This is a genomic window from Shewanella sp. 10N.286.51.B7, assembly GCF_002873615.1.
Classification (GTDB): domain Bacteria; phylum Pseudomonadota; class Gammaproteobacteria; order Enterobacterales; family Shewanellaceae; genus Shewanella; species Shewanella electrodiphila.
On record NZ_MCUF01000069.1, the window covers coordinates 963 to 25,540 of the forward strand.

Genomic DNA, 24,578 nt, shown 5'->3' on the forward strand with positions numbered 1-24,578 from the left:
GTTATTAATTCAAAATCAGTTATTAATTCAAAATCAGTCATGGGTTCAAACTCAGCAATAAATGCAAAACAAGTCAACGTTAAGCCTTTGGCGCTTGCGCAACACTTACCAGACGTTAGCCGAGTGGTTTATGGCTGCATGGGACTAGGCGGTGGCTGGAATAATCATGCCATTAGCGCAGCTGATCGAAATCAAGCTCACGAGGTTATAGATACGGCTTTAGCACAGGGAATTAACTACTTTGACCATGCTGATATTTATACCTTTGGTAAAGCAGAGCAAGTGTTTGGTCAGGTGTTGTCAGCTCGTGCTGAATTACGTGAAAAGATGTTTATTCAAACCAAATGCGGTATCCGTCTTGAAGATGATTTAGGGCCAAAGCGTTACGATTTATCAGCGCAGTGGATTAACCACAGTGTTGATAAAAGCTTGCAACAGTTACAAACCGATTGCCTTGATGTGTTGGTATTGCATCGCCCAGATCCACTCATGGAGGCAGAGGAAATCGCAGACACGTTCCATCGTTTACGTGATGTAGGAAAAGTACGATTCTTGGGTGTTTCTAATATGCAGCATCATCAAGTATCAGCCATTCAACAAGCGCTTGATACACCTTTAGTTGTCAACCAAATTGAGTTGAGTTTACACAAGCAAGATTGGCTCGATGAAACTGTTTATGCGGGTAATCAAGCAGGCGCTGGGGTTAACTTTACCCCTGGTACATTAGCGTATTGCCAGCAGAACCGTCTGCAAGTGCAGTCTTGGGGGAGCTTGTGTCAGGGGATTTACACTGGAGTCGATGCAAGTAGTCAACCAATTGCGGTTCAACAAACCAGTAAATTAGTAGCGCGATTAGCCGCAGATTACGGTGTTAGCAAGGAAGCCATTTTACTTGCTTGGTTAATGCAGCATCCTGCGCAAATTCAGCCCGTCATTGGTACTACGAACTTACAAAGAATTTCAGCTTGTCAGCAAGCTATTGGCTTGAAACTTTCCCGTGAACATTGGTATGCCTTATATGTGAGCGCAAAAGGTGAAGAGTTACCTTAACTTTATATCACTTCGTTGTGGCACTTTTGTTTGAACTATTAATGGATTAAGAACAAATATGAAATCAATATTATCAAAAACTACATTGGGTGTAGCAAGGCTTGGTTTAGTCACTGTCAATGCAGGAGTACTGCTCCTAGGTTGCCTCATAAGTGAGTCATCTCATGCCGAGTTACCCCAAACTGAATCATCCCAAACTGAATCATCCCAAACCGAGTCAGCGGCTTTTGAATTAGCGTCCACGCAATCAATATCCAGGGAATCGAACGTCAGCGAACCCCCAGCATCGTTAGATATTTACCAAGATTATCTACATCGAGATATTCGGGATGACATTTTTTATTTTGTATTGCCAGATCGATTTAATAATGGCAATGAAGCTAACGATAATGGCGCATTGTCAGGAATATCTCACGGTGGTGTCGATAAGACGTCAGCGCGTGGTTTTCATGGTGGCGATATTACTGGGATTGAGCAGAAATTAGATTATTTGGCGTCTCTAGGGATCACAGCTATTTGGATGACACCACTACTGAGAAATCAGGCGATTCAAAAAGACGGCATTGCACATCACGGTTATTGGATTGTCGATTTTAGTGAAATTGATCCACACTTTGGTAGTAATGATGATCTTAAAGCCTTAATCAATGCTGCTCACCAGCGGGGAATGAAGGTGTTTTTTGACATCATCACTAATCACACCGCAGACATCATCCGCTATAGCGAGTGCCATCAACAAGACGGTCAATTCCGTCAAGGTCTAGACCATTGTGAATACAAGCCATTAAGCACATCTAAAACAGAACAATACTCACCATTTATACTTGATGAACACGCTGATATTAAAGTGCCAGAGTGGTTGAACGATCCGCAGTATTACCATAATCAAGGTGATAGTAGCTTTAAAGGTGAAAGCTCACTTAATGGTGATTTTAATGGCCTTGACGATCTTAATACTAAAAATCCTCAAGTGCTCAAAGGGATGATTGAAATTTATCAGCAATTGATAGCCGAGTTTAAGCCTGACGGGTTTCGCATCGATACTGTGCGTCATGTTGATTTGTCATTCTGGCAAACTTTTACACCAGCAATTATTGATTATGCCAATCGACAAGGCATTCCTAATTTTCATGTATTTGGCGAGGTCTACGACACTAACCCACATCATCTCAGTTTGTATACCACAGAAGGTAAATTGCCCTCGGTATTAGACTTTGCTTTTCAGGATGTCGCTGCTGATATTTTTTATCGTGGTAAAAGCCCGCTATTAGCAAAACAGTTATTTGAGCAAGATGTGTTGTATCAAGATGAAGATAGCCAAGCAGATTTATTGATGACCTTTTTAAGTAACCATGACATGGGGCGAGCGGGGTATTTTATTAATGGCTCAGGACTTGAATTGACGGCAACTGAAAAGTTACAGCGGAGTATTTTATCCCATGCGTTTATGTTTTTATCGCGCGGGATCCCCGTTGTATATTACGGTGATGAGCAAGGCTTTACTGGTGATGGTAATGATATTGATGCAAGAGAAGACATGTTTCCATCAAAGGTAAACAGTTATAACGATAATGTGTTAATGGGAACTTCAGCAACGACTGCTGAAGATAATTTTAATCAATCCCATCCACTATTTATGGCGATATCAGCCCTCAGTCAGCTTAGGAAAGAGCATAGAAGCTTACGTCGTGGCGTATATCAACCTAGATACTATCAAGCTTCAACAATCCAAGCCTCTTCAATTCAAGCCTCATCAATTCAAGCTTCATCAATCCAAGCTTCATCAATCCAAGCTTCAGCAATTCAAGCCTCATCAATCCAAGCTTCATCAATCCAAGATTCAATAATCCAAGATTCAGCAATTCAAGCGAACAGCGGCATGTTTGCCTTTGCTAGAGTGGATGAAACGAGTGGTGAAGAATATTTGATTGTGTTTAATTCTGGTAATCAATCTGCAAGCATTGAAATTGATATGACAGATAAAGGTGAGCCTATCACGGCGATTGAAGATGTATTGAAAACCTTTAAGGCTGCGGGTGATTTATATTATAACGGCCTACCTTCTAGCAATGTAGATTCAAGCCACTTAATTGACGTTGAAAAACAAGCTATCACAGTCTCAATGCCTCGCTTAAGTTATGGGGTATATCAAATAAAACGATAATAATGGGCATTAGTCTTCAGGAGTTCCCCCCTTCAATTTACTCCTAACCACGGATTTTTAAACGTGAAGTTACTGGTATCTGTAGCGTTGAACGTTGATGAAAACTGTGGTTTTTTTATGCCAATTTTGTATAAATAAAGCAGCGTAACAGCACAAATAATGGATGCGTGGTTCATTAAGCTCAGTGTTGGAGAAGTCACTTGAGCTTAATGATGCACGGAAAGCATGGTGGAGAAATGCACGCTTATGCAGAATAGATAAACAGGGTGTTTGAATACAATAATGTGTTAAGCAAAGAAATCATCGCCACCCATAGCACGTTTAAGTTGTTGTGCTTCTAAGTAGTCTTCAAGGCGTCTTTTCACCTCTCGTCTATGCAACATATCTTCTTTTGCTTTTGGAGTAGATGGTTTGTCAAACCCATCGATTTCAGTGTTATTTGGAACAAGGTCAATAATTTCAGCCATAAAATATCCTTTCTATCGAGACATGGCTTTCTTGTTGGGGAATGAGTCGCCCTTGAAATAGAAAGTCCGTTCGATATCAATCATAAAGCCCAAACTACAAGCACTTAGTATTGGTGGTTGTGAACACTATATTAGTGTGTGCTTAATCTGGAATTTATCAGGAGTTTCAAAATAAAAATGCGATCTGGATAACAATTTTTTTTTAAAGTTTCAAAAGGAGATATGAGTCATATTTTAATTGATGAGTGGCTGACTAAATTGTTTGAAATCGCAGCAGTTTTAGCTTTTTTATTGTCATTTAGCGACTCAACTAAACTGCTTGTTTAGCTTCAAGCTGAAAAATTTTAAAGCGTTTAGTTGCTGCAATACTTAACTATATTGATATTATTGAAAGCGTTCGTTGTAAAAATAGTAGTGGTTAATTTATATAAGACAGTACGGGTATTGTTATAAATACCCGTAGTTTTATTTTAAAAAGAAAGACTGACTTAACTTAATTTAACTCAGCTCTGTAAGCACTTGCTCTAGCACGTCTACCACTTTTGCTGTTTTAGCCACATCTAAAGCGTCAGGGTGAGGAGAGGCGAACTGTCCTCTATCATTATCAAAATATTGCCCTGTTGCCTCTGCAAACTCATCAGCTAACGCTGCGCGAGTTAATATATCTGCGCCAATCGATAAGTCGCCACCTGCAACGCCGTATGCTTGTTTGACCATTTTACTGCCAAGCATTGATGCTGGGTTAACTGCCACAATCATTGGGCCTGTTCCTTTAATCGCTAACCCTAAATGGCGTGACCACATCGTCAGTGCCAATTTACTTTGGGCATATACGGTTGAGTCAGACAATGGGCTTGGTTTAGCCATATCATTGGCAGAAAATGCCGCCTGTGCTGCAGAAGATAAGTTAACGATACGACTACTTGAATCCATGATAGGCAGTAATAATTGGCTTAATAAATAGGGTGCATAAGTATTAACCGCATAACGTGAATCTAAGCCATCTAGGGTAATTAATGTGCTTGGGTTATAAACCCCTGCGTTATTAATTAGCACATCAAGGTGATTATGCTTGGCTTTGATTTGTTTAGCCAAAGCTCTTACCTCTTCCATGCTCGATAAGTCGGCAACATAAGATTCAATTTGTGATTCATCTGCCGCTGTTGCTAATAGATTAACAACGTCAGTCAGTTTATTTGGATTACGGCCATGTAATAACACCTTATGACCTTCAGCAATTAACATCTTTGCTGTTTCTAAACCAATGCCATCGGTAGAGCCGGTAACAAGAATCGTCTTTTGCATGATGAGTTCCTAGTGATTAATAAGTTACGGGACTGCCTTTAAGGTTTCATTTTTAAGACTTTAAGGCTTAAAAATTGATGTTTTATAAACCTAACGCCCGCACATTCAATATATTAATGTTAGCAGGTATAAAGCGATTGATAAGCGAGAGTTCAGTAGAATTAGTTTATAGGTTTTGTTAATAATAGAGGGCGTGAGTAAGCTTTTATTAATCACTGTAGACTAGATGTTGGCCGCATTTTTGATTGCAAATATCATGTTAAAGTTTATGCTAATTCTTTTCGAAAGCTGTGCTGATACTTATGACCGTTTCAAAAAATTCCAATGCCATTTCTATCGTAGTTGTCTTAATTTTACTGATTGCTGTTATCACAGCGGTGATAATGATTAATCAGTCTAATCAACATAAGGGGCCAGCAGTATGGAGCTCGTTTGTGTATAAAAATGGCTATACTTCAGCTGCCTACGAAATGGACACCGACTTCACCGATTATCAGTCCTGCAAAGTTCACGCTCAAACGGTATCAGCTAAATATGATAATGCGCCGTGGCAATGTGGTTCTCAGTGTCGATTTGACTCAATGCGCCAAGGCTTTGAGTGTGAATCCATGATGAATGACTAGGGCGTGCCAGCGCATTTATTTGGCCGGAAACAATCTGTGTGATGGCGCGTTAGCTGAAACTTGAAATACTTGTTTCTGCTTATCCTCTTGCCGAGTGACACTCATATCAATCACTTGTTCACTGAAACTTTTACCAAATAATTGATTCTCAAATATGAGGGGATCTTGACTGTTGTTGAGTTTGAACCTGCCCATAACGATGATTTGATCTGATGGCTGTTTAGGAGAGCCATGTGAAGCCAATGAAATGATCAACCCTTGCAGAGGCAATGGTCCGGTAGCATCGCTTAAACTTACCCGTTGTAGAATGATGCGGCTTATTTGTTGTCGATGCTGTTGTAATTCATCAGATGATAGTTTTCCGTCATTATTTTGATCAATGCTCAGGTTCGACATTGATATATTGCCGATTTTTTTATCAGCATCATCAGAGCCATCAGAGCCATCAGAGCCATCAGCAGCATCAGAGTCATCAAGTTCAATTAGACTATTATCAAGAAAATGAAACGCCGACACCGGCAGTGATAGCACCATAAAGGCACCATCATCGACTAAGTTAATTGTGCCATGTTGGGCCACCATCATATGTGCCTGAACAGATGAGAATGTTAATCCACACAAGATGATACAAGTAGTGATCCTTGCAGCGAGTTTCTTTATTAATTTCATGTACTCATACTCTTAATAGGTTTTATGCTTGATGGCTCCATTGACTTCATCATGATGCCAATAGTTAGACAGTTATTTACAGTTCACCTTTTACACAACGTTGAAAGTAGGGGTAGCTGTCAGTGGCATAGTAATGATAAATGCCATCAGGAAACTCAGGAGTGACCCCAACACGGCCATTACACTCATCCAAATCACCTGAACCTGCTACGTACTCCCAATCTTGCGCGAATGTACCCAATGGATATATGTCGGTTGATGGTCTGCTACTGCTGGCGTTGGTCACTAACTGATAACTGCCTGTAATGGTTTTAATGGCAGAACTGTCATCGTCTGCGATGCTATAGCCGTAACGAGCATAAATAGGAAAGCCATCTGCTGCCCAGCCGATAATGGTCATTTTATCGCTGCTACCACCTTGTAAAGTGACGAAGCCTTCTGGCATGCCATGGTAATGGTATTCACCGCCAGGTTGAACATGGGCGTTATTGTCATCGGTGCCAAAGTTGAAACTTGATTGGCCCAATGCTTCAATATTCCAGTTGCCGTCATTGCCAACTAAACTGCAATCATCACCAGAGTCATCACAAGTGCCTGCGGTGCTCGCATCAATTTTTACCCCATTAAGTACATAGCCTAAAACACCTCTGGGGCCACCAAGGGTTGTAGCAGTGTTACTTTCTTCAGGGGTTAAGGTGTAACTGGCAGAAACATCTTGCTCATAAATGCTGTTTGGATTATTTGCATTAGGAAATAATCCCACTTCATGATCAGGGATCCCATTAGCATCAAGCAAGCGTTCACCTTCCTCGCAAGTCCACTCGGCATTACTGGTGTTATAAACCGATTCAGATTCGTTATAGGTGCTATTTACATAATCACACAGCACACCATCTGTTGAACCTGTTGAAGGCGTTTCATTATCAGAGTCGTCTCCAGAATCATCACCAGAGTCATTATCAGAGTCATCACCTGAATCATCAGTAGAGTCGTCTGGAGTGGTGATAACTTCATCAGCATCTTCAACAGCAGTATCATCATCGCTACTGCCACAAGCCAGTAATGTGCTTGTGATGAGTACAAATAAGGCTGACTTTATTAGGCTAATTGAGTGTTGCTTGGTCGGGGCAAAGAGTTTCATGGCAAGGGCTTCCACTTGTTATAAAAAGCAATTTATAAATAGGCAGTTATCAAGAGCTGTTTACAAGCCTCTAGGTACAGAGGTCTACTTGTTAAGCGCTTGCTTAATTGAGTTTGGTTTATCCTAGCGTTAAAAAGTGCAGAAACGGTGCAGAAAATGAGGGGAAACAGCGTGATTGTTACTTAATTGTTGCGGGTGGTTTGATTAGATTGATTTCCTTTAATACTTACATATGTTTTTTGATTTAAAAATTATTAGCAGTCGAAATGAGGGGAGGAATATTTCCTATGAAAAATAGCGTATCATGCGCGTTTTTATTTTGATGATCTTGTTATGCGCCATTTAAAAACCAGCCACCACCCCGACACACCTAGTCAGTTTGTTGCTCAACAGCAAGACTCAATGTTAACTCGCCGAGCAGCGAGGGCAATTGTACTGCAAGGTAATACTATTTTAATGCTCTATACCGAGCGTTATCATGATTACACTTTACCTGGTGGCGGGGTTGATGATCATGAAGAGGTTGAGCAAGGTTTAGTACGAGAACTACAAGAAGAAACTGGCGCTAAATCAATTCGTAATATTAAAGAGTTTGGCTTGTATGAGGAATATCGCCCTTGGAGTCGCGATGGCATGACATTGATTCATATGTTGTCATATTGCTATACCTGCGAGATAGATAGTGAATTGGGTGAAACCCAGTTTGAGTCCCATGAGATTAACAATGGTATGAAACCCGTGTGGATGGATATTGATGAAGCTATCCAACATAATCTCGATACCATGGTGAACAGTGACAAAAAAGGTTTATCCATTGAGCGTGAAACTTTTTTACTCAAATTAATTAAACAAGAGCTGCCCTAATAAGCTGTAGAGCAGACGACAAAAAATAAGATCTTGATAACAAAACTGTGTAAAAGTTAATAAATGTACTTATCAGTGCTATTTATGTTGTAGTGGCGGGTTCATGGTTGGAGTATTATCGGCCTTCCTTTAACTATTTCATATTTTTCCAATAGATAAATATGATGCTGTCAGTGAATATTTGTTATGAAATACCCCATTCAACGCGGTTTTACTTTAATTGAACTTGTGGTTGTTATTATTATTTTAGGTGTACTTGCGGTGGTTGCAGCCCCTAAATTTATTGATATTAAATCCGATGCCGTTAAGGCGAATTTAAGCAGCTTACAAGGCAGTATTCAATCAGCTAATTCGTTAGTTTATTCAAAAGCGGTTATTGGCTCTCAAGAGACACTTGATCCCGGTGAGATTGATCATAACGGCATCAAAATATCGACTACCCTAGGTTATATCACAGCAACTAACGTTAACTTACCTAAAGCTTTAGAAGGCTCGTTCGCTCAGATGGCAGGAGCAACTGATGAATTTAGTGAAGATTGGGGGATTTACAATATTCCAAACTCTGGCGTGTATATATTTCCTCAAGGTTATGACATAAGCAGTAATTGCTCATTGCACTATTTGGTTGATGGTAACAATTCAGAGCCCGCTTTCTATCAAATAACTGATACTGGTTGCTAAATTTGCCTAAGTTTTAAAAAGCCTGAAATGCTTATTTCAGGCTTTTTTTTGGATAGTCATTTTTATTTAGGCTTTATTGGCAGGATAAAAGTAAAACGGTAATCAATTATTTAGTAAATAATATATGAGTTAATGCTAAAAATACCTATTTCGAGGTATGCTAATTTAGTATAAGTTAATGATCTGGCTCACAAATATTGATGCGTAATTGTAGCTCTTTTGTAACATTGTTCTAGATCAATTATTTCATTTCATTTCACCTTTATAACATCACTCGAGATGATGAAATAAAAGGATTACAATAAATGAAATTAAGTACCCTCACATTAGCCGTTCTTGCCAGTTTAGCGACTTCTACGGCCTATGCTGAAACTGAAACTGTTGACCCATTGAAAAAAGCTTTTATCGATGACTCGTCAGTGAATGTGCAATTTAGATTGCGCTATGAAGATGTCGATGTTGCCAATGTGGATCAACAAAACCAAACCACATTACGCACACGTTTAACTTATCAAACAGGTGATATATATAATTTATTTGCAGTAGCGGAAGTTGATGATGTTCGCTCTACGGATAATGAACCACTGATCGGTGATTATAAATATACCCAAATCAACCAAGGTTTTATTGGGTATAAAGGCCCTGCTGAAACGTTAGCTAAATTAGGTCGCCAACGCATATTATTAGATAACCAGCGTTTTGTTGGTGGTGTGGGCTTCCGTCAAAATGAACAAACTTATGATGCGGTTTCGATTAAAAACACCGCGATTGAAAACTTGACGGCTTACTATGCGTATGTCGCTAATGTAAATCGTATTTTCCCTGAAGGTTCAGGTAAAGAAGAACATGAAAACGAAACCAGCTTAATCAATATCAATTATAAAGGTTTAGAGTTCGTTAATTTAACCGGTTATGGTTACTTGATTGATAATACTGATGTTGCTGCCTTTTCTACTGATACCTTTGGTATTCGAGCTGCGGGTAATATCAAATTAGATGCGCTGAAAGTCAGTTATGAAGCTGAATATGCGCAGCAGTCTGAAGGGGGTGATAACCCTGTAAGTTACAGCGCGGATTACTACAAGTTAGGTGCGGGTATCGATTTTGACGCCTTTGGCGCAAAAGTGGGTTATGAAGTATTAGGTTCTGATAGTGGTAAAGCTGGCTTTATTACACCATTAGCAACACTTCATGCCTTTAACGGTTGGACTGACAAATTCTTGTTTGGCGGAAAAGGTAACTGGGATAACGGTTTAGTCGATACTCATGTGATCTTAACGGGTAAAGTTGCCGGTCTTAAATTACTAGCCAAATATCACCAGTTTGAATCAGATTATGGCGATATTGATATGGGAACAGAGTGGGGCGTTGCTGCTACTTACCCATTTGCTAAGCATTACAGCTTAGGTGTGAAATATGCCAGCTTCAGCGGTGCAGATGAAGGCTATGACTTTTCAAATGATACCGATAAATTATGGTTAACATTCCAAGCTAACTATTAATGCTAAGCGGATGAAACATCTTGCAGTCACTACTTTGGGTGTGTAGTGACTGTTGTAACTCCCCCCCCCCACACCTAGTTTGCAGGAATCTAATTGATTCCTGCTTTTTTATGTCTAAGTCTTAAACAACTTTGGCGTGAAATACTTCAGTTGGCTGAACGAGTTCAGCTTGAGCTGCAATGGTTTGTAGCTCCCACTCTTGCCTTTTATGGGTTTCTTTTAATACCCCATAACAAGCGTTAGTGGCATGTTCAAATGCTGTTACTGCGCTCATGTCTTGTAATAGCCCCCCAGTAAACAACGCTGATATTAAATCACCCACACCAACAGGCTGGCGGTTAAATTCAAGCTGTGGTCGCTGGGAAATATACATGCCATCTGCAGTGGCTAACATCATGGTAAAGGTGTCATCAGCAATAGAGTGCAGGTGCTTTACTAATACGATTTTAGGTCCTAGAGTCAGTGCTTTTTCGCAGGCGAGTTTTGCTTGTTCTAGGTTATTGATTTCCATGCCTGTAAATTGAGTTAATTCAAATTGGTTAGGCACAATGACATCTGCGATAGGCATGACATCATTGATTAATTGCTCAGTGATCCCGTCTGCCAGAATGCAGCCTTTTTCAGGATCGCCCATCACAGGATCGCACACATAAATCGCAGCAGGGTTTTGTTGTTTTACACTGTTAACGGTATGGATAATTGCCTGGCATTGTTCTGCAGTGCCTTGATAACCTGAAAGTATCGCTTGGCAATCCGCCAGTTTACCTATGTTGTCGATACCTGCCACAAGTTGGTTGATGTCGTCAGCAGAAAAAGCACGACCTTTCCAACCTTGTTTATATTGGGTGTGATTTGAAAATTGCACCGTATGAATAGGCCACACTTCCATGCCCATGCGCTGCAGAGGGAACACGGCAGAACTGTTACCTGCATGCCCAAATACCACGTGAGATTGAATTGAAATAATACCTTTCATGTAATGACCTATTATAAGTAAAGTTGTGATGAACAATGCGAGCACAATACTGGAAGAATGCCATGTTCTGACAATGATGCTGCTGGTTAACGTTAGCTTATAAAGGCTTACGCGATTGATTTCAATATGGCTAATGATAGTCTGTGATCTTGAATAGTCATAATCCTTGTTGATGGATGAAATCCACCAGTAAGGCTTTCTTATGCACAAGGTTTTATGAAGATTCTTAGAAAAGCTATTCGAGCATACAAACACGCCAATCTAATGATTGGCGTTAGTATTTACAATAGTAGTGACGGTTATTACTGGTAATAGTTTTAGTAATATTTTTAGTAATAGTTTGGCACGAGTACTGGCTCACTTTAGTGAGCCAATACAGGTGTTATTCATTACGCAGTAGCTGCTTGAAACTCAGTAAAGTAATCGTTCAATACTGAGCGTGTTTCACGGCCAATTAACTCGTATTCGTGATGAGTTAAGTTTGCTAAAGAAACGCGTACTGATGGATGCACCACGTCAAAGCCTTTACCTGGAAGTAAGATAACTCCCGTTTTGTGAGCTAAACGGAATAGGAAGTCTTTGCCTTTACCGCTGTCTTTGAACCATTCAACAAACGCTTCACCATAAAGTTTGCCACCTAAAGTGTCTAGCTCTAGTAAGGTGTAGTAATCAACACGGTCGACGTTTTCTTCAACTTCAATCCCCATGTTTTTGTAAAGGGTGATGTAACGTTCACGGATAATGCGTTTACAAGCTGCTTTGTAGTTATCTTCTAAATCCATTAAGCAATTTAAAGAGAACAACGCCATCTGAACTTGTTGTGGTAATGCTAAACCCGCGGTGTGGTTTAGTGCGACCGCGCGGCTATCAGCAACGATACGGTCGATAAATTTAATGCTACGTGGATCAGGAGTGATCGTTTTGTAGCGGTTATCAAGTTCTAGCTGATGAGCTTCAGGTAGGGCACGCATAGCATCATCAAACACATTGCTGTGATGGATACCAATGGTGCCTAAACGCCAGCCGGTTGCACCGAAGTATTTTGAGAATGAGTACACACACAAAGTGTTGTATGGCAGTTTTGCAAACAGTGACACAAAGTTGTCTGCAAAGGTGCTGTATACGTCATCAGTAATGATAAATAAGTCACTACGTTGAGTGTTTACAAAGTCAGTTAAGCGGTTCAGTGTATCGTCAGAAAATTTCACTGACGCTGGGTTTGCTGGGTTAACCACACAAAGTAGTTTGATATCAGTATCAGCTAATTTTTCAATTTCTGATTGCGGTAACTGCCATGTGGTTTCATCAAGGCGAATTTCAACGACTTCTAGGTCGTACTCAGCAAGCTCTGGAATTTCTAAGTAAGGGGTAAAGATTGGCGTGATAAGTGCCACTTTGTCGCCTTTTTTAAGCAGACCATTGTTTGCCATTGTGGCGAAGGTATAGGTCATTGACGCAGTGCCGCCTTCAGTAGCAAACAAATCAAAGTCAGAATTCATTGGCAAATCACCATACATTTCTTCGCCGATGTACTGTTTTACCACTTTCTCGATGTTAGTCAGCATACGTGAAGGTACAGGGTAGTTACACGCAAGGAATGCGTTAACAAATTCATGTAAGAAAGATTGCTTTTCGATGCCTAAACGGTCTTTGGCATAGCTAACCGCTTTTTGTAAAAACTCAACGCCTGCACGGCCTTGGTTCGCTTTAGCAAAAGTATCGAAACGTTCCACAACACCTTCTCCGTCAGGGATACCGCCAAACCCTTGATTGAGGTATGAGTAGCTGCGCTCTGACTCTTCTAATGCAAAGTCACCTAAACGAAGGAACGCTTTACGTGGCAAGGTGGCTAAAAAGTTTGGGTTACCACGGCCAGCATCTAACAAAGTGCGATCAGGCACTGCTTGTGCAACTTCGATAAGTTTATCTTTCAATTCAAATGGGCTTAAGTCGGCAAATTGTGTGAAATCGATTGCCATTAGGTCGTTAGTATTTTGCTTGTTCATAGTATGTACCTATTGATATTTTAAAATCTGATTATTGGCGAGTCAGTTGAGTGAACTCACTCGCCGAAATGTGTTTTGTTTGAAACTATTACGTTGAAAAATCAGGTTGAAGCTACTGAGTTGAAATGATGCCGACAATGATTGGGCCCCAAAGGGTGAGCAATACATTGGCAATGGCATAAGTCACTGTGAAAGCAAATACTGGTGTCGCGTTGCCTGCTTTTTCAAGTAAGGCTGCGAATGCTGGGTTAGCGCTGCGGCCACCAGAAACACAAGCTAAAGCTTCAATTGGATTCTTAATTTTCAATACGTAGTAAGAAATAAAGAATGAAATGATTTGTGGAATAATGGTCACTGCCATACCCAAGAACAATAAAGTTAAACCGTGTTCTTTCATGGTATTAATGGCTTCTGGACCTGCTTGTAGACCAACAATGCCGACAAACACCGCTAAACCAAAATCACGTAAGAAGTTAGATGCACCTAGAGGTAGTGAGCCAATAGCAGGTTTACGGCTACGTAACCAACCCACGAATAAGCCTGAAATTAAACAACCTGCGCCTGAACCAATTGTGACGGGAATACCGGCAATTTCGAAACTGATTAGGCCAATTAGCAGACCTGCAACCATACCCAAACCAAAGAAGATAAAGTCGGTGGCAAAGGCTGAACCTAAACGTTTACCAATATTTTTCTCTACACGGTTAATGTCTTTAGCGGTGCCCGTTAACTGAATGATGTCGTCTTTAGCGACGATAAAGTCAGCATCAACATCTTGTGAATGACCACCACGAATAATGTCTGTGACATAAACACCACGGTAAGTATCCGCATTGGCTTTTGCTTTAACTTCAGCAATGGTTTTACCCACTAAGCTGGCATCTTTAGCAATAAGCTGGCGGTTTTCTTCAATTAAGTTGATGCCTTTTGGCATAGCGACTTCGCTGGTTGCAGTGCTCATATAACCTGCAATCGCTTCACGGCGGCCTGTGACAATGACAATGTCGCCAGCTTGAATTGTGATGTCTTTATCAAGCTCAATGGCATTACCGTTACGGTCAATCATTTCGATAGCGATATCGAGCAAATCTTTATTGATTTGTTGGCTGGTGCGGCTAATAAAATCGCTGCTGTCATCAATTTGATAGGCACGAGATACCAGATCGCTAATAGCGTTAAACTCACCAGGTGCAAGCTCTGCTTTACCGTCTGACATTTTTTCAGCAAGCTTAAGTGCTTCGCCGCGGATGTCCCATTTCATAAAGGTTGGAATCAACCATGACACCATTAATATTGGACCTAATGAACCAAAGATGTAGGTCACGGCATAACCGACTGCTACGTTGGTTTGCATCAACTGTTTAGCTTCTTCGGTGACGTTACCTAGCTGTGATATAGCATCACCTGCTGTACCAATAATGGCTGATTGTGTTAAGCCACCTGCTGCAAGACCTGCAGCTGTGCCGCTATCAAGATCAAACATCAATGCTGCAGCAAGTACACAGAGTAAACCTGTGACTGTCATGACAACCGCTGACAATAAGATATTGATGGTTTTGAAGTTAAGCGCACTGAAAAATTGTGGCCCACCTTGATAACCGACTGCGTAAATGAATAACGCGAAGAAAATGGTTTTTACACCTGGATCTATTTGTACTCCAAATTGGCCAATTAACACGCCCATGATTAAGGTTCCTGCTACGCCACCCAGCACAAAACGGCCTATGGTGATTTTACCGATGAGGTAACCTAACGCGAGTGTAATAAATAAAGCGATGTAAGGAGATACGGCAAATAGATTTTCGATAATGCTCATAATATTTGCTGCCTAAAATTAAATTCAAAAGTGAATAGTCACTGGTTAATTTGAACCATTTACTTATTCACTATTAAACTGAATGTGAGTGATAGTTCGTGGTTTCGGCAGCAATATTAGGGCAGGAAACTAGACACAATTAATCCCATTTGATGGATTAAACCCTTCATAGTCTTATGTTATGAGAGAAAGTAGAATAGTTTTATGTATTAGGTTATTGATTTTTATGAGCAACTAGAAGTGAGGCTCCTAGCGAGGAGATTATTTTATTTGAGCAAGATTTTGTGAAAACATCCCTTAAGAGATATGAAAAGAGGTGAGTCGTGAAGCCGTATTCTATTCAGACCGAGTGAAAAGTGAAAAGTGAAAAGTGATGCGGATACAAAAACGGCTTAATGGTAAAACCCAATAAGCCGTTTGAAGAAAAGTGAGTTACAAATAAGTTAGTCTAAACCTTTAGGGTAGGGATACTCTGCAAAGATATTGGAAACAATCTCTTTAATTGGCGCAATTTGTTTTGAATACGGTGCCCATAACGCTATAGGGACACTAACATGATCAAGCAACTGTTCAGATTTGAACGTAACGACTTTTTCTTGGTAGCTTGGTGATATGGTCACTAAGCTAGGCAGTAAAGCCCAGCCAACATTCGCTTCGAGTAGTTTTAGTATTAATGTCATTTGATCGATGATTTCATGATCTGAAGATAATATGACTTTTTGTGCCATGTCGTCATCGAGCATGGCTTTCAATACTAATTGCTTTGATGACTTCATCATAGACATGGTTTTATTTTTAGGGGCAGTCGCTAAAGGGTGATCTTTACCTGTATATAAGTAAAAATCTAAATTCTTTAGGAAGGTAAAGTCGATACTATTAACCACTTTACTGTTGTAAACATTGACAATAGCCAGATGAATACTGCCATCTTCAATGCCTTTTTTGATTTCTGGTTTCGTGCGAACAACATAGTGCACTTTCATATTGGGAAACTCTTCCAGCAACTTAAGACGAATGTCGGTTAAGAGCCCTGGTGACATAAAGCTGCCATAAGCGATAGTAATAGATTCAAGCCCACCAAAAGATAAACTGAGCGCCACTTTATCGAAAGTCAGTGCTTGTTGTACCGTTGTTTTAGCATAGCGATAAAGCAGCTCACCATCTTCTGTTGCTTCGACACTGCGACCGACACGATTAAACAGCTCTACTGCGACTTGATCTTCTAGGTTGGTAATCACTTGCCCAATAGTTGTACGGTGCTTATCTAACTTAACTGCAGCTTTACTAAATGATCGCTGTTCATAAACCGCAACGAATGCGCGTAATTGCTCTAAGCTAAAATTCATCGGGTATGGGCTCCATTTATCATTATTTCTGGTTAAGTGACTCGCCAAGCTACGTCATTTGATGCAGATTGAGAAAATTACCTTCAAGAGTCAGTGTAATTAAACCCTGTATCAATTGAAACAGTAAGCAAGCGTATTCAGTTGCTTATGAGGTATTTTTTTACCTGCTTTGCTCATACTCATCATTTGTTTTAACAAACCCACTCAAAATGGTTTATTTGAGCGATTATTGGCTCATTGAATACGATGTTCGTGCCTCACTAAATATTATTAAAGATAGTCTCTATTCAGTCATTGGTAAAAAGGGTCTGTCTTAGGTTCAAGTTTGATGGGTTACATCCTCTTTAAGCGATTACAACAAACATTAATCAATCGATACAATTATCGTCATTAGCAGTATTGCTTATTTTGTGATGCTGCTCCCTTTTTAGTTATAACTCGATTGGTGACACAAATGCCTCATGAATTTGCGATTGGAGAAGTGTACTTTCCGCCGCTGTTAATCGTTGTAATGTTAGCTTATTTTCTTACCGTCGCGGTTACATTTGTTGCTGGCAAACTCGGTTGGCAGCGTGTTATAGCGTTGCCAGCATTAGTTGAACTTTGCATGGTGGTGATATTTACCGTGCTATTAAGCCGATTTATTGCTTTTACCTAACTCATCAGACTTTGGAGCTCGATATGTTTCGTATAATTACCACACTGGTGATGGTTGTGATTGCTGCAATAGCAGTGTTAAGCCAGTATCAAAACTACGCTGAAAATCCTTGGACCCGTGACGGCCAAGTAAGAGCGCACATTATTCAAATAACCCCAAGAGTGACAGGCCCTGTAACGAACGTGCTGGTAGACGATAATAGCCGCGTTAAGAAAGGCCAATTACTGTTTGAAATTGACCCGAGTATTTACCAAGCTGAGTTAAGTAATGCTAAAGCAAAGCAGATGCAGGCGAGCGCATTAGTAGATAAAGCTAAAAATGAAAATCACCGCGCAGTGGAACTTGAGAGTCTCAAGCACGGCACGGTTTCTGAGCTTGATTTGAATAACTTTCAAAACGCGGTGCAAACAGCTAAAGCTAACTTGGCTGCAGCAGATGCAGTGGTTGAACAAGCTGAACTTAATGTGGCTTATACCCATGTTACAGCGCCTACAGACGGCTTTATTACCAATCTAAACCTTAGGCAAGGCGCCCAGGTTGTGGCTAACAACCCTGTTGTTGCCTTGATTGATGAGAACAGTTTTTGGATTGAAGGTTTCTTTAAAGAAACTGATTTACAAGGGGTGAATATGGGGGATGAAGCTCGCGTGACGTTAATGATGAACCCAGATAGCCCGATAGAAGCGAAAGTTGAAAGCATTGGCTTTGGTATTGCTAAGTCAGATGGCAGCACAGGTAATACCCTATTACCTAATGTGAACCCTAATTTTCAATGGATCCGTTTAGCACAGCGTATTCCCGTTAAGATCCATATTGAACATGTTCCTGAAGACGTACAACTGCGTGTTGGCACCACCGCCTCAGTGCAAATTTTTAATGGCGCTTAATAAGCTGCAGACCTGATATTTATGGTGCAAAAGGGGATTAATATGCTGGGTCTTGCTACTAAAGAAGCCATTAAAGTCGCTCTGGCTTTTACCAGTGCCATTGTATTGGCATTGTTATTTGGCTGGGAAAAGCCTTATTGGGCAGCCATTACCGTTGTTACATTGGCGGCAAATGAATCATATAGCCATTCAATTCAAGCTGCACAAAACCGTATTATGGGCACAATAGTGGGGGCTAGCATTGCTATTGCAATGATTGCCTTTTTTGCCCAAGAGCGAATGCTATTTATTGGGACATTTATATTGCTTGCTGGCATTAGTACTGTGATGTCTTATGATCGCAAACACGGATACTTTGTCAGAATTACGTTTATTGTATGTACTTTAATATGCTTTATGGGAAGCTTTGACGATATAACATCAGTCAATATGATTTTTCTTCGCTTACAAGAAACATTACTGGGCGTGGTGATGTTCTCGCTTGTGTATCGATTTGTCTGGCCGATAAATTCTGAAGTCAATTTTTATGCACAACACAACAGCATCACAGAGCAATTAACTGAATTAGTTGCAGAGCTAACCGACTGCTTGAATGGCAAAAAAGAGGTGAGTATAGATCAGCTTTTAGCCCATCAGGCTAACTTAGTTAAGATGACCGAAAGCATCAAATCCCAAAGTTTAATTTTAGATTTGCCCAGTGCAGGGAGTTACCAATTATCCCATCAACGTAAACAGTGGAAGCTATTGACCATTGCGAGTTACGAAACGATTGAGCGTTTAACTCAATGGCTTGAGCAAGCTAAGAGTATCGTCGGCAATGCAGATGCTAATCCTGAAGTGATTAAAGTGTCTTTACTGCAAGCCGTTTCTAATGAAGATAGCCTTATTCAACTGAACGAAAAATTGATGCAGAGCGCATCAATGGTGACGCGTATTCAGGTAGCTAAAGATTATTTGCTGAGCACCTCAACACGTATTGATAAAAACAGCAAAACCTTTACTGATATTAACGTGACTTTGACATGGCAGGAGTTAGTTAAACAATGGGATATTGCGCTTCCGCTATCGTTGCGCATTAAAGATGGCTTAATTGTAATGGCGGCATTAGCGACCAGTTTTGCTTTGTGGATATACACACCATTACCTAATGGTTATATGTTTCCGATGTTGTCTGCGGTGATGGCTGTTAATTTAATTGCATTACCAAAATTTATTGTCAATGAAGCTTTGGTCGGTATCTGTATTTTTGGCGCTTTAGTGACATTGGAATATGTATTTATCATGCCTTCTTTTACAGAAGTGTGGCATCTAGCCATGTTCTATTTTGTCAATATAGTGGTGATTTGGCGACTTTGTGCAGCACCTCAATTAGCTTTGCAAAAAGTGATTGGTGCTAATTTACTGGTAGTGCTAACCATGAGTGCGCTGCACCTTACACCAAGTTTTGATATTACGGTGTCATTAAATATGTTGGTACAGGTATTCATGGCGATAGCCGTCGTTCGGTTTTTTGTGGGCGTATTTAAAGAGGGCTAATAGCTTCGAATGAAATTTTGCAATGCTTGACTCAACTGAGTTCAAGCTTGTGAATTTGCTGACGACAAAATCAACAGTTGAATTAATTTTTAATGGCGTGGCGGTTTCAAATTCTTAACAAGTGCAACGTCATCCTTGCTGTTTTTTTACACGCTGCGTGTAGATTTAACCTTAAGTGAGTTAACACTTTTAATCCCCAATTAGTCTTGTAGCATGCGATTTAAATTATGTCGTTTGGCAAGTTCACGCCTTTAAATGGTGTGCTGCAAACTGGGGAGTTAACAATGCTGACTTATCACCAATCTGTACGCTTACAAGTTGACAATGTATTGGTTCAATATCATATCTTTGATACTGATGAGCCTTTAATGGTGACATTTCCCCCTTCTAGTAATGCGATGTCGCAAGAGCAAGTTGATGCTGACCAGCAGGCATGGAGTTTTCAGTTTTTTGCTAAAAAGAAAATGAATGTGATTTCGTTTAATCATATTGGTGGTGAAACCCATTATTTTGACTCAGCAAAGTTTGCCGCATTTATTGATGACTTGTCTGATTCATTATTCCCATTTCCCGCTCGGATTGGTTATGGCTGTAGTAAAGGCGGTTTTGCAGCAGCATTTCATGCCAAAGCGTTAAAGCTAGATAAAGCCTTATTACTCATGCCGCTAAGTACCTATTGGCAACCTAATGCACCGTGGGATCCAAAGCTGAGTAAACACACCGAACTGCAAGTTCAAGATATGTCTCATATTGATGCAAGCCATTGTGAAACGCCATTAACCATTATCTACGATCCATTGTTTATTCCTGATACTTTACATAAAAAACGCTTTAAATCCTGTGTTGCTAGTTACCGCATACCTTGTGTGGGCCACAGAATTGCGCGGGCTTTACAGCATACAGGTTCGCTTAAAGAGACAATATTGGAGTTTAGAGAGGGTGAAATTGATGCTGATCGTTTTTATCGAGTTGCAAGAAAGCGAAAGCAATTAAGTTATTACTTTCGTTCAATTGATAAGTCCAGTACTCAAAAAATGACACCTAAGCGTCTCGGGGTCATCTATTTACATCGATTTTATCAATATAAATCCCAGAGTATTGATCTGAATAAATTAAAATCTCGACTACAACAAAGTGTTGAAAAACGGGTTAATAGCCTTTGTGGTTTGGTGCAAGGGAAAAGCATTATTGCAGTGAGAAATTTTGCTGGTGGAACTGCGTTTATGTTTTGTTAATTTACCAGCTTTCTTGGGCTGTTCTGAGTTTGCAGTTCATTGCTCTCAATTTTTTTGGGGAGTAAATAAATACAAAATGAGCATCTTGCTCGTTTTTAGCCAATTAGACTCACTCTTCTGCAAAGCATAGTTTCTAAATTCTTCTTCGTTTTCTCTTTTTCGTTTTCCTTTGGCTTTCCCTTCATGTCTTTTAGGGGGGATTCATATCTCAGTTAGGTGTCATTTGATTTTATTTATGGCGCTAAATGGTAACTATTACTGCCAGTAATCGGCGATTATTTGTGCTGTTAAAGCGCAGTTATTCATCTGGTTGTTAAACAGAGCTGATGTTGCAAATGACTTATGTTGCAAATGATTTATGTTGAAAATGACTGTTGCGCTCTTGAATAACAACAATTGATTATATAACTTTTATTGGAGGTATTATGTCTAAGCTTAATCAGACTTTATTGCTAAAAACTGCAGGTCTTGTATCTACTTTTGCCGTTGCCGCAGTGATGAATTTTACCGTCATTAATAGTAGTTATGCTGAGCAGTATGTTTTTCCTCAGCAAAATCAAAGTTCAGAGCTACAGGCTAGTGATGAGGCAAGTTGTAATAGTTGGGCTGTATCGCAAACTGGCTATAACCCAAGTCAGCCACAAACTATCGCCACAACAACGCAACCGACACAAGTTACACCTGATAGTAATGACTCTGTTGATAGAGGCTCTGGCATGCGAGGAGCTATGGCTGGTGCAGCCGCTGGCGCTATGATTGCCGAATTTGGTGATGATGATCGTAGTGACGCTGCGCAAAATGGAGCCGCTATTGGCGCTGTGGCAGCAAGACGTCAAAGTCGCCGCAGTAATATTCAACAAGCTGAACAGCAACAACAAGCGGCTCAGCAGCAAGCTGCGCAACAACAGGCTCAGGTACAAACTGCAAATGCTCAAGGCGAGGAAAATTTTTATCAAGCTCGCGCAGCTTGCTTAGAGGGTAAAGGCTATAGTGTTAATTAGACTTTCATTAAAAGATCTTTTTATAGCTAATACATAGCCACCCATTATTTTGAAGTTATAACATAAAGCTAGACTGGGTGGGCTAATTGATGAACTACAACCTTCTTTGAAAAATTATTTTCAAAGAAGGTTGAATATCGAGGCCTAGACAACTCCCCCCACGAGCTTTGAAATTTGCGAGCTGGACAACGATTTGGGGATAAGGACTGTTTAATCACGATAGGGCATGATTACTGTTTTTTGTTAATTGTAATGACATAGTAAGTGGCAAAAGGCCGAATAAACTGCCAAACAAGCAGTAACGACGCTAACGGAAAAAACAAGCTATAAATGTTGAAGTCCGCATGGCCCTTGGCTGCATCTATCATCCATTGGGAAAACGCTGACGTGGCAAAAAAACTATAACCAATTACAAATAACATTAAAAACTGCGCTTTACCTTCAATAAAGAGTGCCAATACTCTGCCGAATGTGGACAGTTTTCCGCCTTGAGAAGCTTCATGCATTGGCATTTGTTTAAGTTTAGACCGAGCAATGACAAAAATGATTAAAGCAAACAAAGGTATTAATACAAAGAGGGCCCACTGCAAGATATAAAGGTCAGCAATTTCACGCATAGCAACTGGTCTATAGTTCATCTCTGCATCAGAAAACGGACCTGATTTTAATAATTCCCAATAAAATTCTAAGTTTTCCATGTGAATATAAGGCATTCTGAATTGCTCGAACCACATAAATAACGTAAATAGTCCAAGGTATAAAGCCAGTAATGCATTAACAGCTAGAGTCTCAGTTGATTTTCTTTGTGCGATTGAAGGCGTTATTGAAGTGTTAGTTTGAGCTGTAATACATGCACGAAAAAACATACTAATATTGTGAATATGATACTGCTTAAAAGGCATATTAATCTCTATTTTTAATTTGAAAAATTTATCCTCAAAGCATTATATGATAATTCTATATCAATGAAATAATTATGGTTTATCTTACTGTGACCTCCTATTATCAACTAGATATTCGTTAAGTTATATGGCTTTATGTGTCGATGAGGTAATAGCTTTTTGTGCGGATGCTTACAGTTTTTTTGAAAGTTGTTGGGTTTCTTTTACTTATTCTTACTTTGATCACCCACACCCACACCAAAATTCATTTACTGATGGCCAAAGGACTAAATACTTCATCATTAATCACCGAATATTAAGCAGTAACTAAAGCCTTGTAGAGTGTTTGATATTTAGTCACATGGAATGGATGACCATGTTGTTGCTACTCCATAGATTTTTCTATCCATTTTTTGAAATATGAAATGCGAGAGTAGTTTTCAATTACCCCATATTTAGCTTCTTGCCATTCTGTTGGCTCTGCATTTTGCCATGAACTAACGCCCACAATATAAAGTCGATTATTCATTTTAAGTAGTGCGGGTCCACCAGAGTCCCCTGGACCACTAATACCCTCTAATGCCAAAGAGTCTTGTTCACTATCAAACTTAAACCGAACCCACTGCCCAGAAGTTTCTGTGACAACATTTTGCGCAGCCCTTAATCGAGCATCAGCACCAACAATTCCTACTTCACCAGTGCCAAAGTCTCCGCGACCGATAAACGTCAAAGTTTTATGAAGTTCATCTTCTTTGTCATATAAAGCAACAGTTTCACTATTAGGGATAGTCGATTGTAACTGGACAAGCGCTATATCATTTGGAAATTGCTTATCTTTCCAATCTGGATGTTTAACAACTTTCTTTATCTTGTAGTAAGAATCTTTAAACCTGACTTTTCCATCAATTAACAAATAATTGGCAACATGAGCAGCGGTAATCACCCAATCTTCGGCAATTAGAGTCCCAGTTCCTTCGACAATTTCTTTATCTCTATAATTTCCGTAAAAGGTAACTATCGATTTATTATCTTTTGCAAATTCTAGATATTGAGACTCATCTACATCATGTCGCATTATAATTGCACTCGATGGAAATGATAAAACGAGTAGGATTAAGAAACTCCATTTCATGAATTATTCCTTTAACGCCCTGTTAACAGGCAAAATATTGTTGGCTAAAATTGTTGAGGTACGAAACACAGCCAACTGTATTTTGTCCTTGTTTAACAGCTTGTTAGTTGCCGATTACGCCTACAACTTTGCTACGTCTTTCAATAAGAACTACGTCACGCCAAATATTATTCATTTGACCAAGATTTTCACGAATACCAAGTTGACGAAAACCATTATTTTTGTGGAGTTTTAGGCTCCCTTTATTTTCAGGGAAAATAGCAGCTTGTAACATCCAAATATTATTACTTTCAGACTCAAAAATTAGACTTGAGAGTAATTCTTGACCTACCCCCCTACCTTGAGCACTAGCTGCAACATATACACTGACTTCTGCGACTCCGGAATATACTTCTCTGTTTGATATTGGCGAAAGTGCAGCCCAACCAATGATATTGTCATTTTCGACAGCTACAAGGCGGGAATGGCTATGCATTGAAGTATTCCACTCACCCCAACTTTTCGCTGTTAATTGAAACGTAGCATTCCCTGTATCGATACCTTGCTGGTATATGGTTTGCACGAAAGGATAATCAGCTTGCTCAAATGTACGGATTAACACGAAATTCTCCTAGGCAACTAACGATCATAGTTCATGA

22 protein-coding genes are annotated in these 24,578 nt (G+C 39.9%); 11 read left to right on the forward strand and 11 right to left on the reverse strand.

Annotated elements, in window-relative coordinates; genetic code table 11:
- Positions 1–39: 39 nt before the first annotated feature.
- Both BCU84_RS17910 and BCU84_RS17915 read left to right on the forward strand, forming a co-directional pair.
- Positions 40–1,050 (forward strand): aldo/keto reductase, encoded by a 1,011-nt coding sequence (locus BCU84_RS17910; RefSeq protein ID WP_102529449.1) that lies wholly within the window; start codon positions 40–42, stop codon positions 1,048–1,050.
- A 58-nt stretch (positions 1,051–1,108) separates the two neighbouring features.
- Positions 1,109–3,214 carry an alpha-amylase family glycosyl hydrolase gene (locus tag BCU84_RS17915; RefSeq protein WP_198589611.1) on the forward strand — a complete coding sequence of 702 codons (2,106 nt, stop codon included), beginning with the start codon at positions 1,109–1,111 and terminating at the stop codon, positions 3,212–3,214.
- Positions 3,215–3,501: 287 nt separating this feature from the next.
- On the opposite strand, the gene BCU84_RS17920 is transcribed toward BCU84_RS17915, so the two are convergent.
- Both BCU84_RS17920 and BCU84_RS17925 read right to left on the reverse strand, forming a co-directional pair.
- Positions 3,502–3,681, reverse strand: a complete 180-nt coding sequence (locus BCU84_RS17920) for a hypothetical protein (protein WP_102529429.1) — start codon at positions 3,679–3,681, stop codon at positions 3,502–3,504.
- Between the two features lie 498 nt (positions 3,682–4,179).
- A complete protein-coding gene (locus tag BCU84_RS17925) occupies positions 4,180–4,986 on the reverse strand; it encodes an SDR family NAD(P)-dependent oxidoreductase (protein ID WP_102529430.1) in 807 nt (268 codons plus the stop codon).
- A gap of 302 nt (positions 4,987–5,288) precedes the next feature.
- Here BCU84_RS17925 and BCU84_RS17930 point away from each other — a divergent pair, with 302 nt between their 5' ends.
- Positions 5,289–5,609, forward strand: a complete 321-nt coding sequence (locus BCU84_RS17930) for a hypothetical protein (RefSeq protein WP_102529431.1) — start codon at positions 5,289–5,291, stop codon at positions 5,607–5,609.
- A gap of 15 nt (positions 5,610–5,624) precedes the next feature.
- On the opposite strand, the gene BCU84_RS17935 is transcribed toward BCU84_RS17930, so the two are convergent.
- Positions 5,625–6,278, reverse strand: coding sequence for a hypothetical protein (locus BCU84_RS17935; RefSeq protein ID WP_133146656.1), 654 nt, complete (start codon positions 6,276–6,278; stop codon positions 5,625–5,627).
- A gap of 76 nt (positions 6,279–6,354) precedes the next feature.
- The gene (locus BCU84_RS17940) at positions 6,355–7,419 is read right to left on the reverse strand and encodes a YHYH protein (protein ID WP_102529433.1); all 1,065 of its coding nucleotides are present in this window, start codon (positions 7,417–7,419) and stop codon (positions 6,355–6,357) included.
- A 333-nt stretch (positions 7,420–7,752) separates the two neighbouring features.
- On the opposite strand from BCU84_RS17940, the gene BCU84_RS17945 reads away from it, so the two are divergent.
- The 3 genes from BCU84_RS17945 to BCU84_RS17955 all read left to right on the forward strand — a co-directional run bounded on the left by BCU84_RS17945 (position 7,753) and on the right by BCU84_RS17955 (position 10,466).
- On the forward strand, positions 7,753–8,283 hold the full coding sequence (locus BCU84_RS17945) for an NUDIX hydrolase (RefSeq protein WP_102529434.1): 531 nt from the start codon (positions 7,753–7,755) through the stop codon (positions 8,281–8,283).
- Between the two features lie 186 nt (positions 8,284–8,469).
- A complete protein-coding gene (locus BCU84_RS21115; protein WP_102529435.1) occupies positions 8,470–8,964 on the forward strand; it encodes a prepilin-type N-terminal cleavage/methylation domain-containing protein in 495 nt (164 codons plus the stop codon).
- A 305-nt stretch (positions 8,965–9,269) separates the two neighbouring features.
- Positions 9,270–10,466 (forward strand): alginate export family protein, encoded by a 1,197-nt coding sequence (locus BCU84_RS17955; RefSeq protein ID WP_102529436.1) that lies wholly within the window; start codon positions 9,270–9,272, stop codon positions 10,464–10,466.
- A gap of 121 nt (positions 10,467–10,587) precedes the next feature.
- Here BCU84_RS17955 and pdxY read toward each other — a convergent pair whose 3' ends face one another.
- From pdxY to BCU84_RS17975, 4 genes are all read right to left on the reverse strand, one after another.
- Positions 10,588–11,442: a pyridoxal kinase PdxY gene (gene pdxY / locus BCU84_RS17960; protein WP_102529437.1), complete on the reverse strand. Its 855-nt coding sequence runs from the start codon at positions 11,440–11,442 to the stop codon at positions 10,588–10,590.
- Positions 11,443–11,831: 389 nt separating this feature from the next.
- Complete coding sequence (locus BCU84_RS17965; RefSeq protein WP_102529438.1) at positions 11,832–13,448, reverse strand: bifunctional aspartate transaminase/aspartate 4-decarboxylase; 1,617 nt, start codon at positions 13,446–13,448, stop codon at positions 11,832–11,834.
- Positions 13,449–13,560: 112 nt separating this feature from the next.
- Positions 13,561–15,264 (reverse strand): aspartate-alanine antiporter, encoded by a 1,704-nt coding sequence (gene aspT / locus BCU84_RS17970; protein WP_102529439.1) that lies wholly within the window; start codon positions 15,262–15,264, stop codon positions 13,561–13,563.
- Positions 15,265–15,707: 443 nt separating this feature from the next.
- On the reverse strand, positions 15,708–16,610 hold the full coding sequence (locus BCU84_RS17975; RefSeq protein WP_102529440.1) for a LysR family transcriptional regulator: 903 nt from the start codon (positions 16,608–16,610) through the stop codon (positions 15,708–15,710).
- Between the two features lie 454 nt (positions 16,611–17,064).
- On the opposite strand from BCU84_RS17975, the gene BCU84_RS17980 reads away from it, so the two are divergent.
- From BCU84_RS17980 to BCU84_RS18000, 5 genes are all read left to right on the forward strand, one after another.
- Positions 17,065–17,268, forward strand: coding sequence for a DUF1656 domain-containing protein (locus tag BCU84_RS17980; protein WP_198589612.1), 204 nt, complete (start codon positions 17,065–17,067; stop codon positions 17,266–17,268).
- Positions 17,269–17,291: 23 nt separating this feature from the next.
- Positions 17,292–18,155 carry an HlyD family secretion protein gene (locus tag BCU84_RS17985; protein ID WP_102529442.1) on the forward strand — a complete coding sequence of 288 codons (864 nt, stop codon included), beginning with the start codon at positions 17,292–17,294 and terminating at the stop codon, positions 18,153–18,155.
- A gap of 42 nt (positions 18,156–18,197) precedes the next feature.
- The gene (locus BCU84_RS17990; RefSeq protein ID WP_157936242.1) at positions 18,198–19,691 is read left to right on the forward strand and encodes an FUSC family protein; all 1,494 of its coding nucleotides are present in this window, start codon (positions 18,198–18,200) and stop codon (positions 19,689–19,691) included.
- Between the two features lie 284 nt (positions 19,692–19,975).
- Positions 19,976–20,926 (forward strand): hypothetical protein, encoded by a 951-nt coding sequence (locus tag BCU84_RS17995; protein WP_133146657.1) that lies wholly within the window; start codon positions 19,976–19,978, stop codon positions 20,924–20,926.
- A 425-nt stretch (positions 20,927–21,351) separates the two neighbouring features.
- Complete coding sequence (locus tag BCU84_RS18000) at positions 21,352–21,927, forward strand: hypothetical protein (protein ID WP_102529445.1); 576 nt, start codon at positions 21,352–21,354, stop codon at positions 21,925–21,927.
- A gap of 230 nt (positions 21,928–22,157) precedes the next feature.
- Here the strand turns inward: BCU84_RS18000 and BCU84_RS18005 are convergent, their stop codons facing one another.
- From BCU84_RS18005 to BCU84_RS18015, 3 genes are all read right to left on the reverse strand, one after another.
- On the reverse strand, positions 22,158–22,829 hold the full coding sequence (locus BCU84_RS18005) for a hypothetical protein (RefSeq protein ID WP_102529446.1): 672 nt from the start codon (positions 22,827–22,829) through the stop codon (positions 22,158–22,160).
- A gap of 364 nt (positions 22,830–23,193) precedes the next feature.
- Entirely contained in the window at positions 23,194–23,940 is a 747-nt protein-coding gene (locus BCU84_RS18010; protein ID WP_102529447.1) for a trypsin-like serine protease, read from the reverse strand.
- A 103-nt stretch (positions 23,941–24,043) separates the two neighbouring features.
- Positions 24,044–24,541 carry a GNAT family N-acetyltransferase gene (locus BCU84_RS18015; RefSeq protein ID WP_102529448.1) on the reverse strand — a complete coding sequence of 166 codons (498 nt, stop codon included), beginning with the start codon at positions 24,539–24,541 and terminating at the stop codon, positions 24,044–24,046.
- Positions 24,542–24,578: the final 37 nt, after the last annotated feature.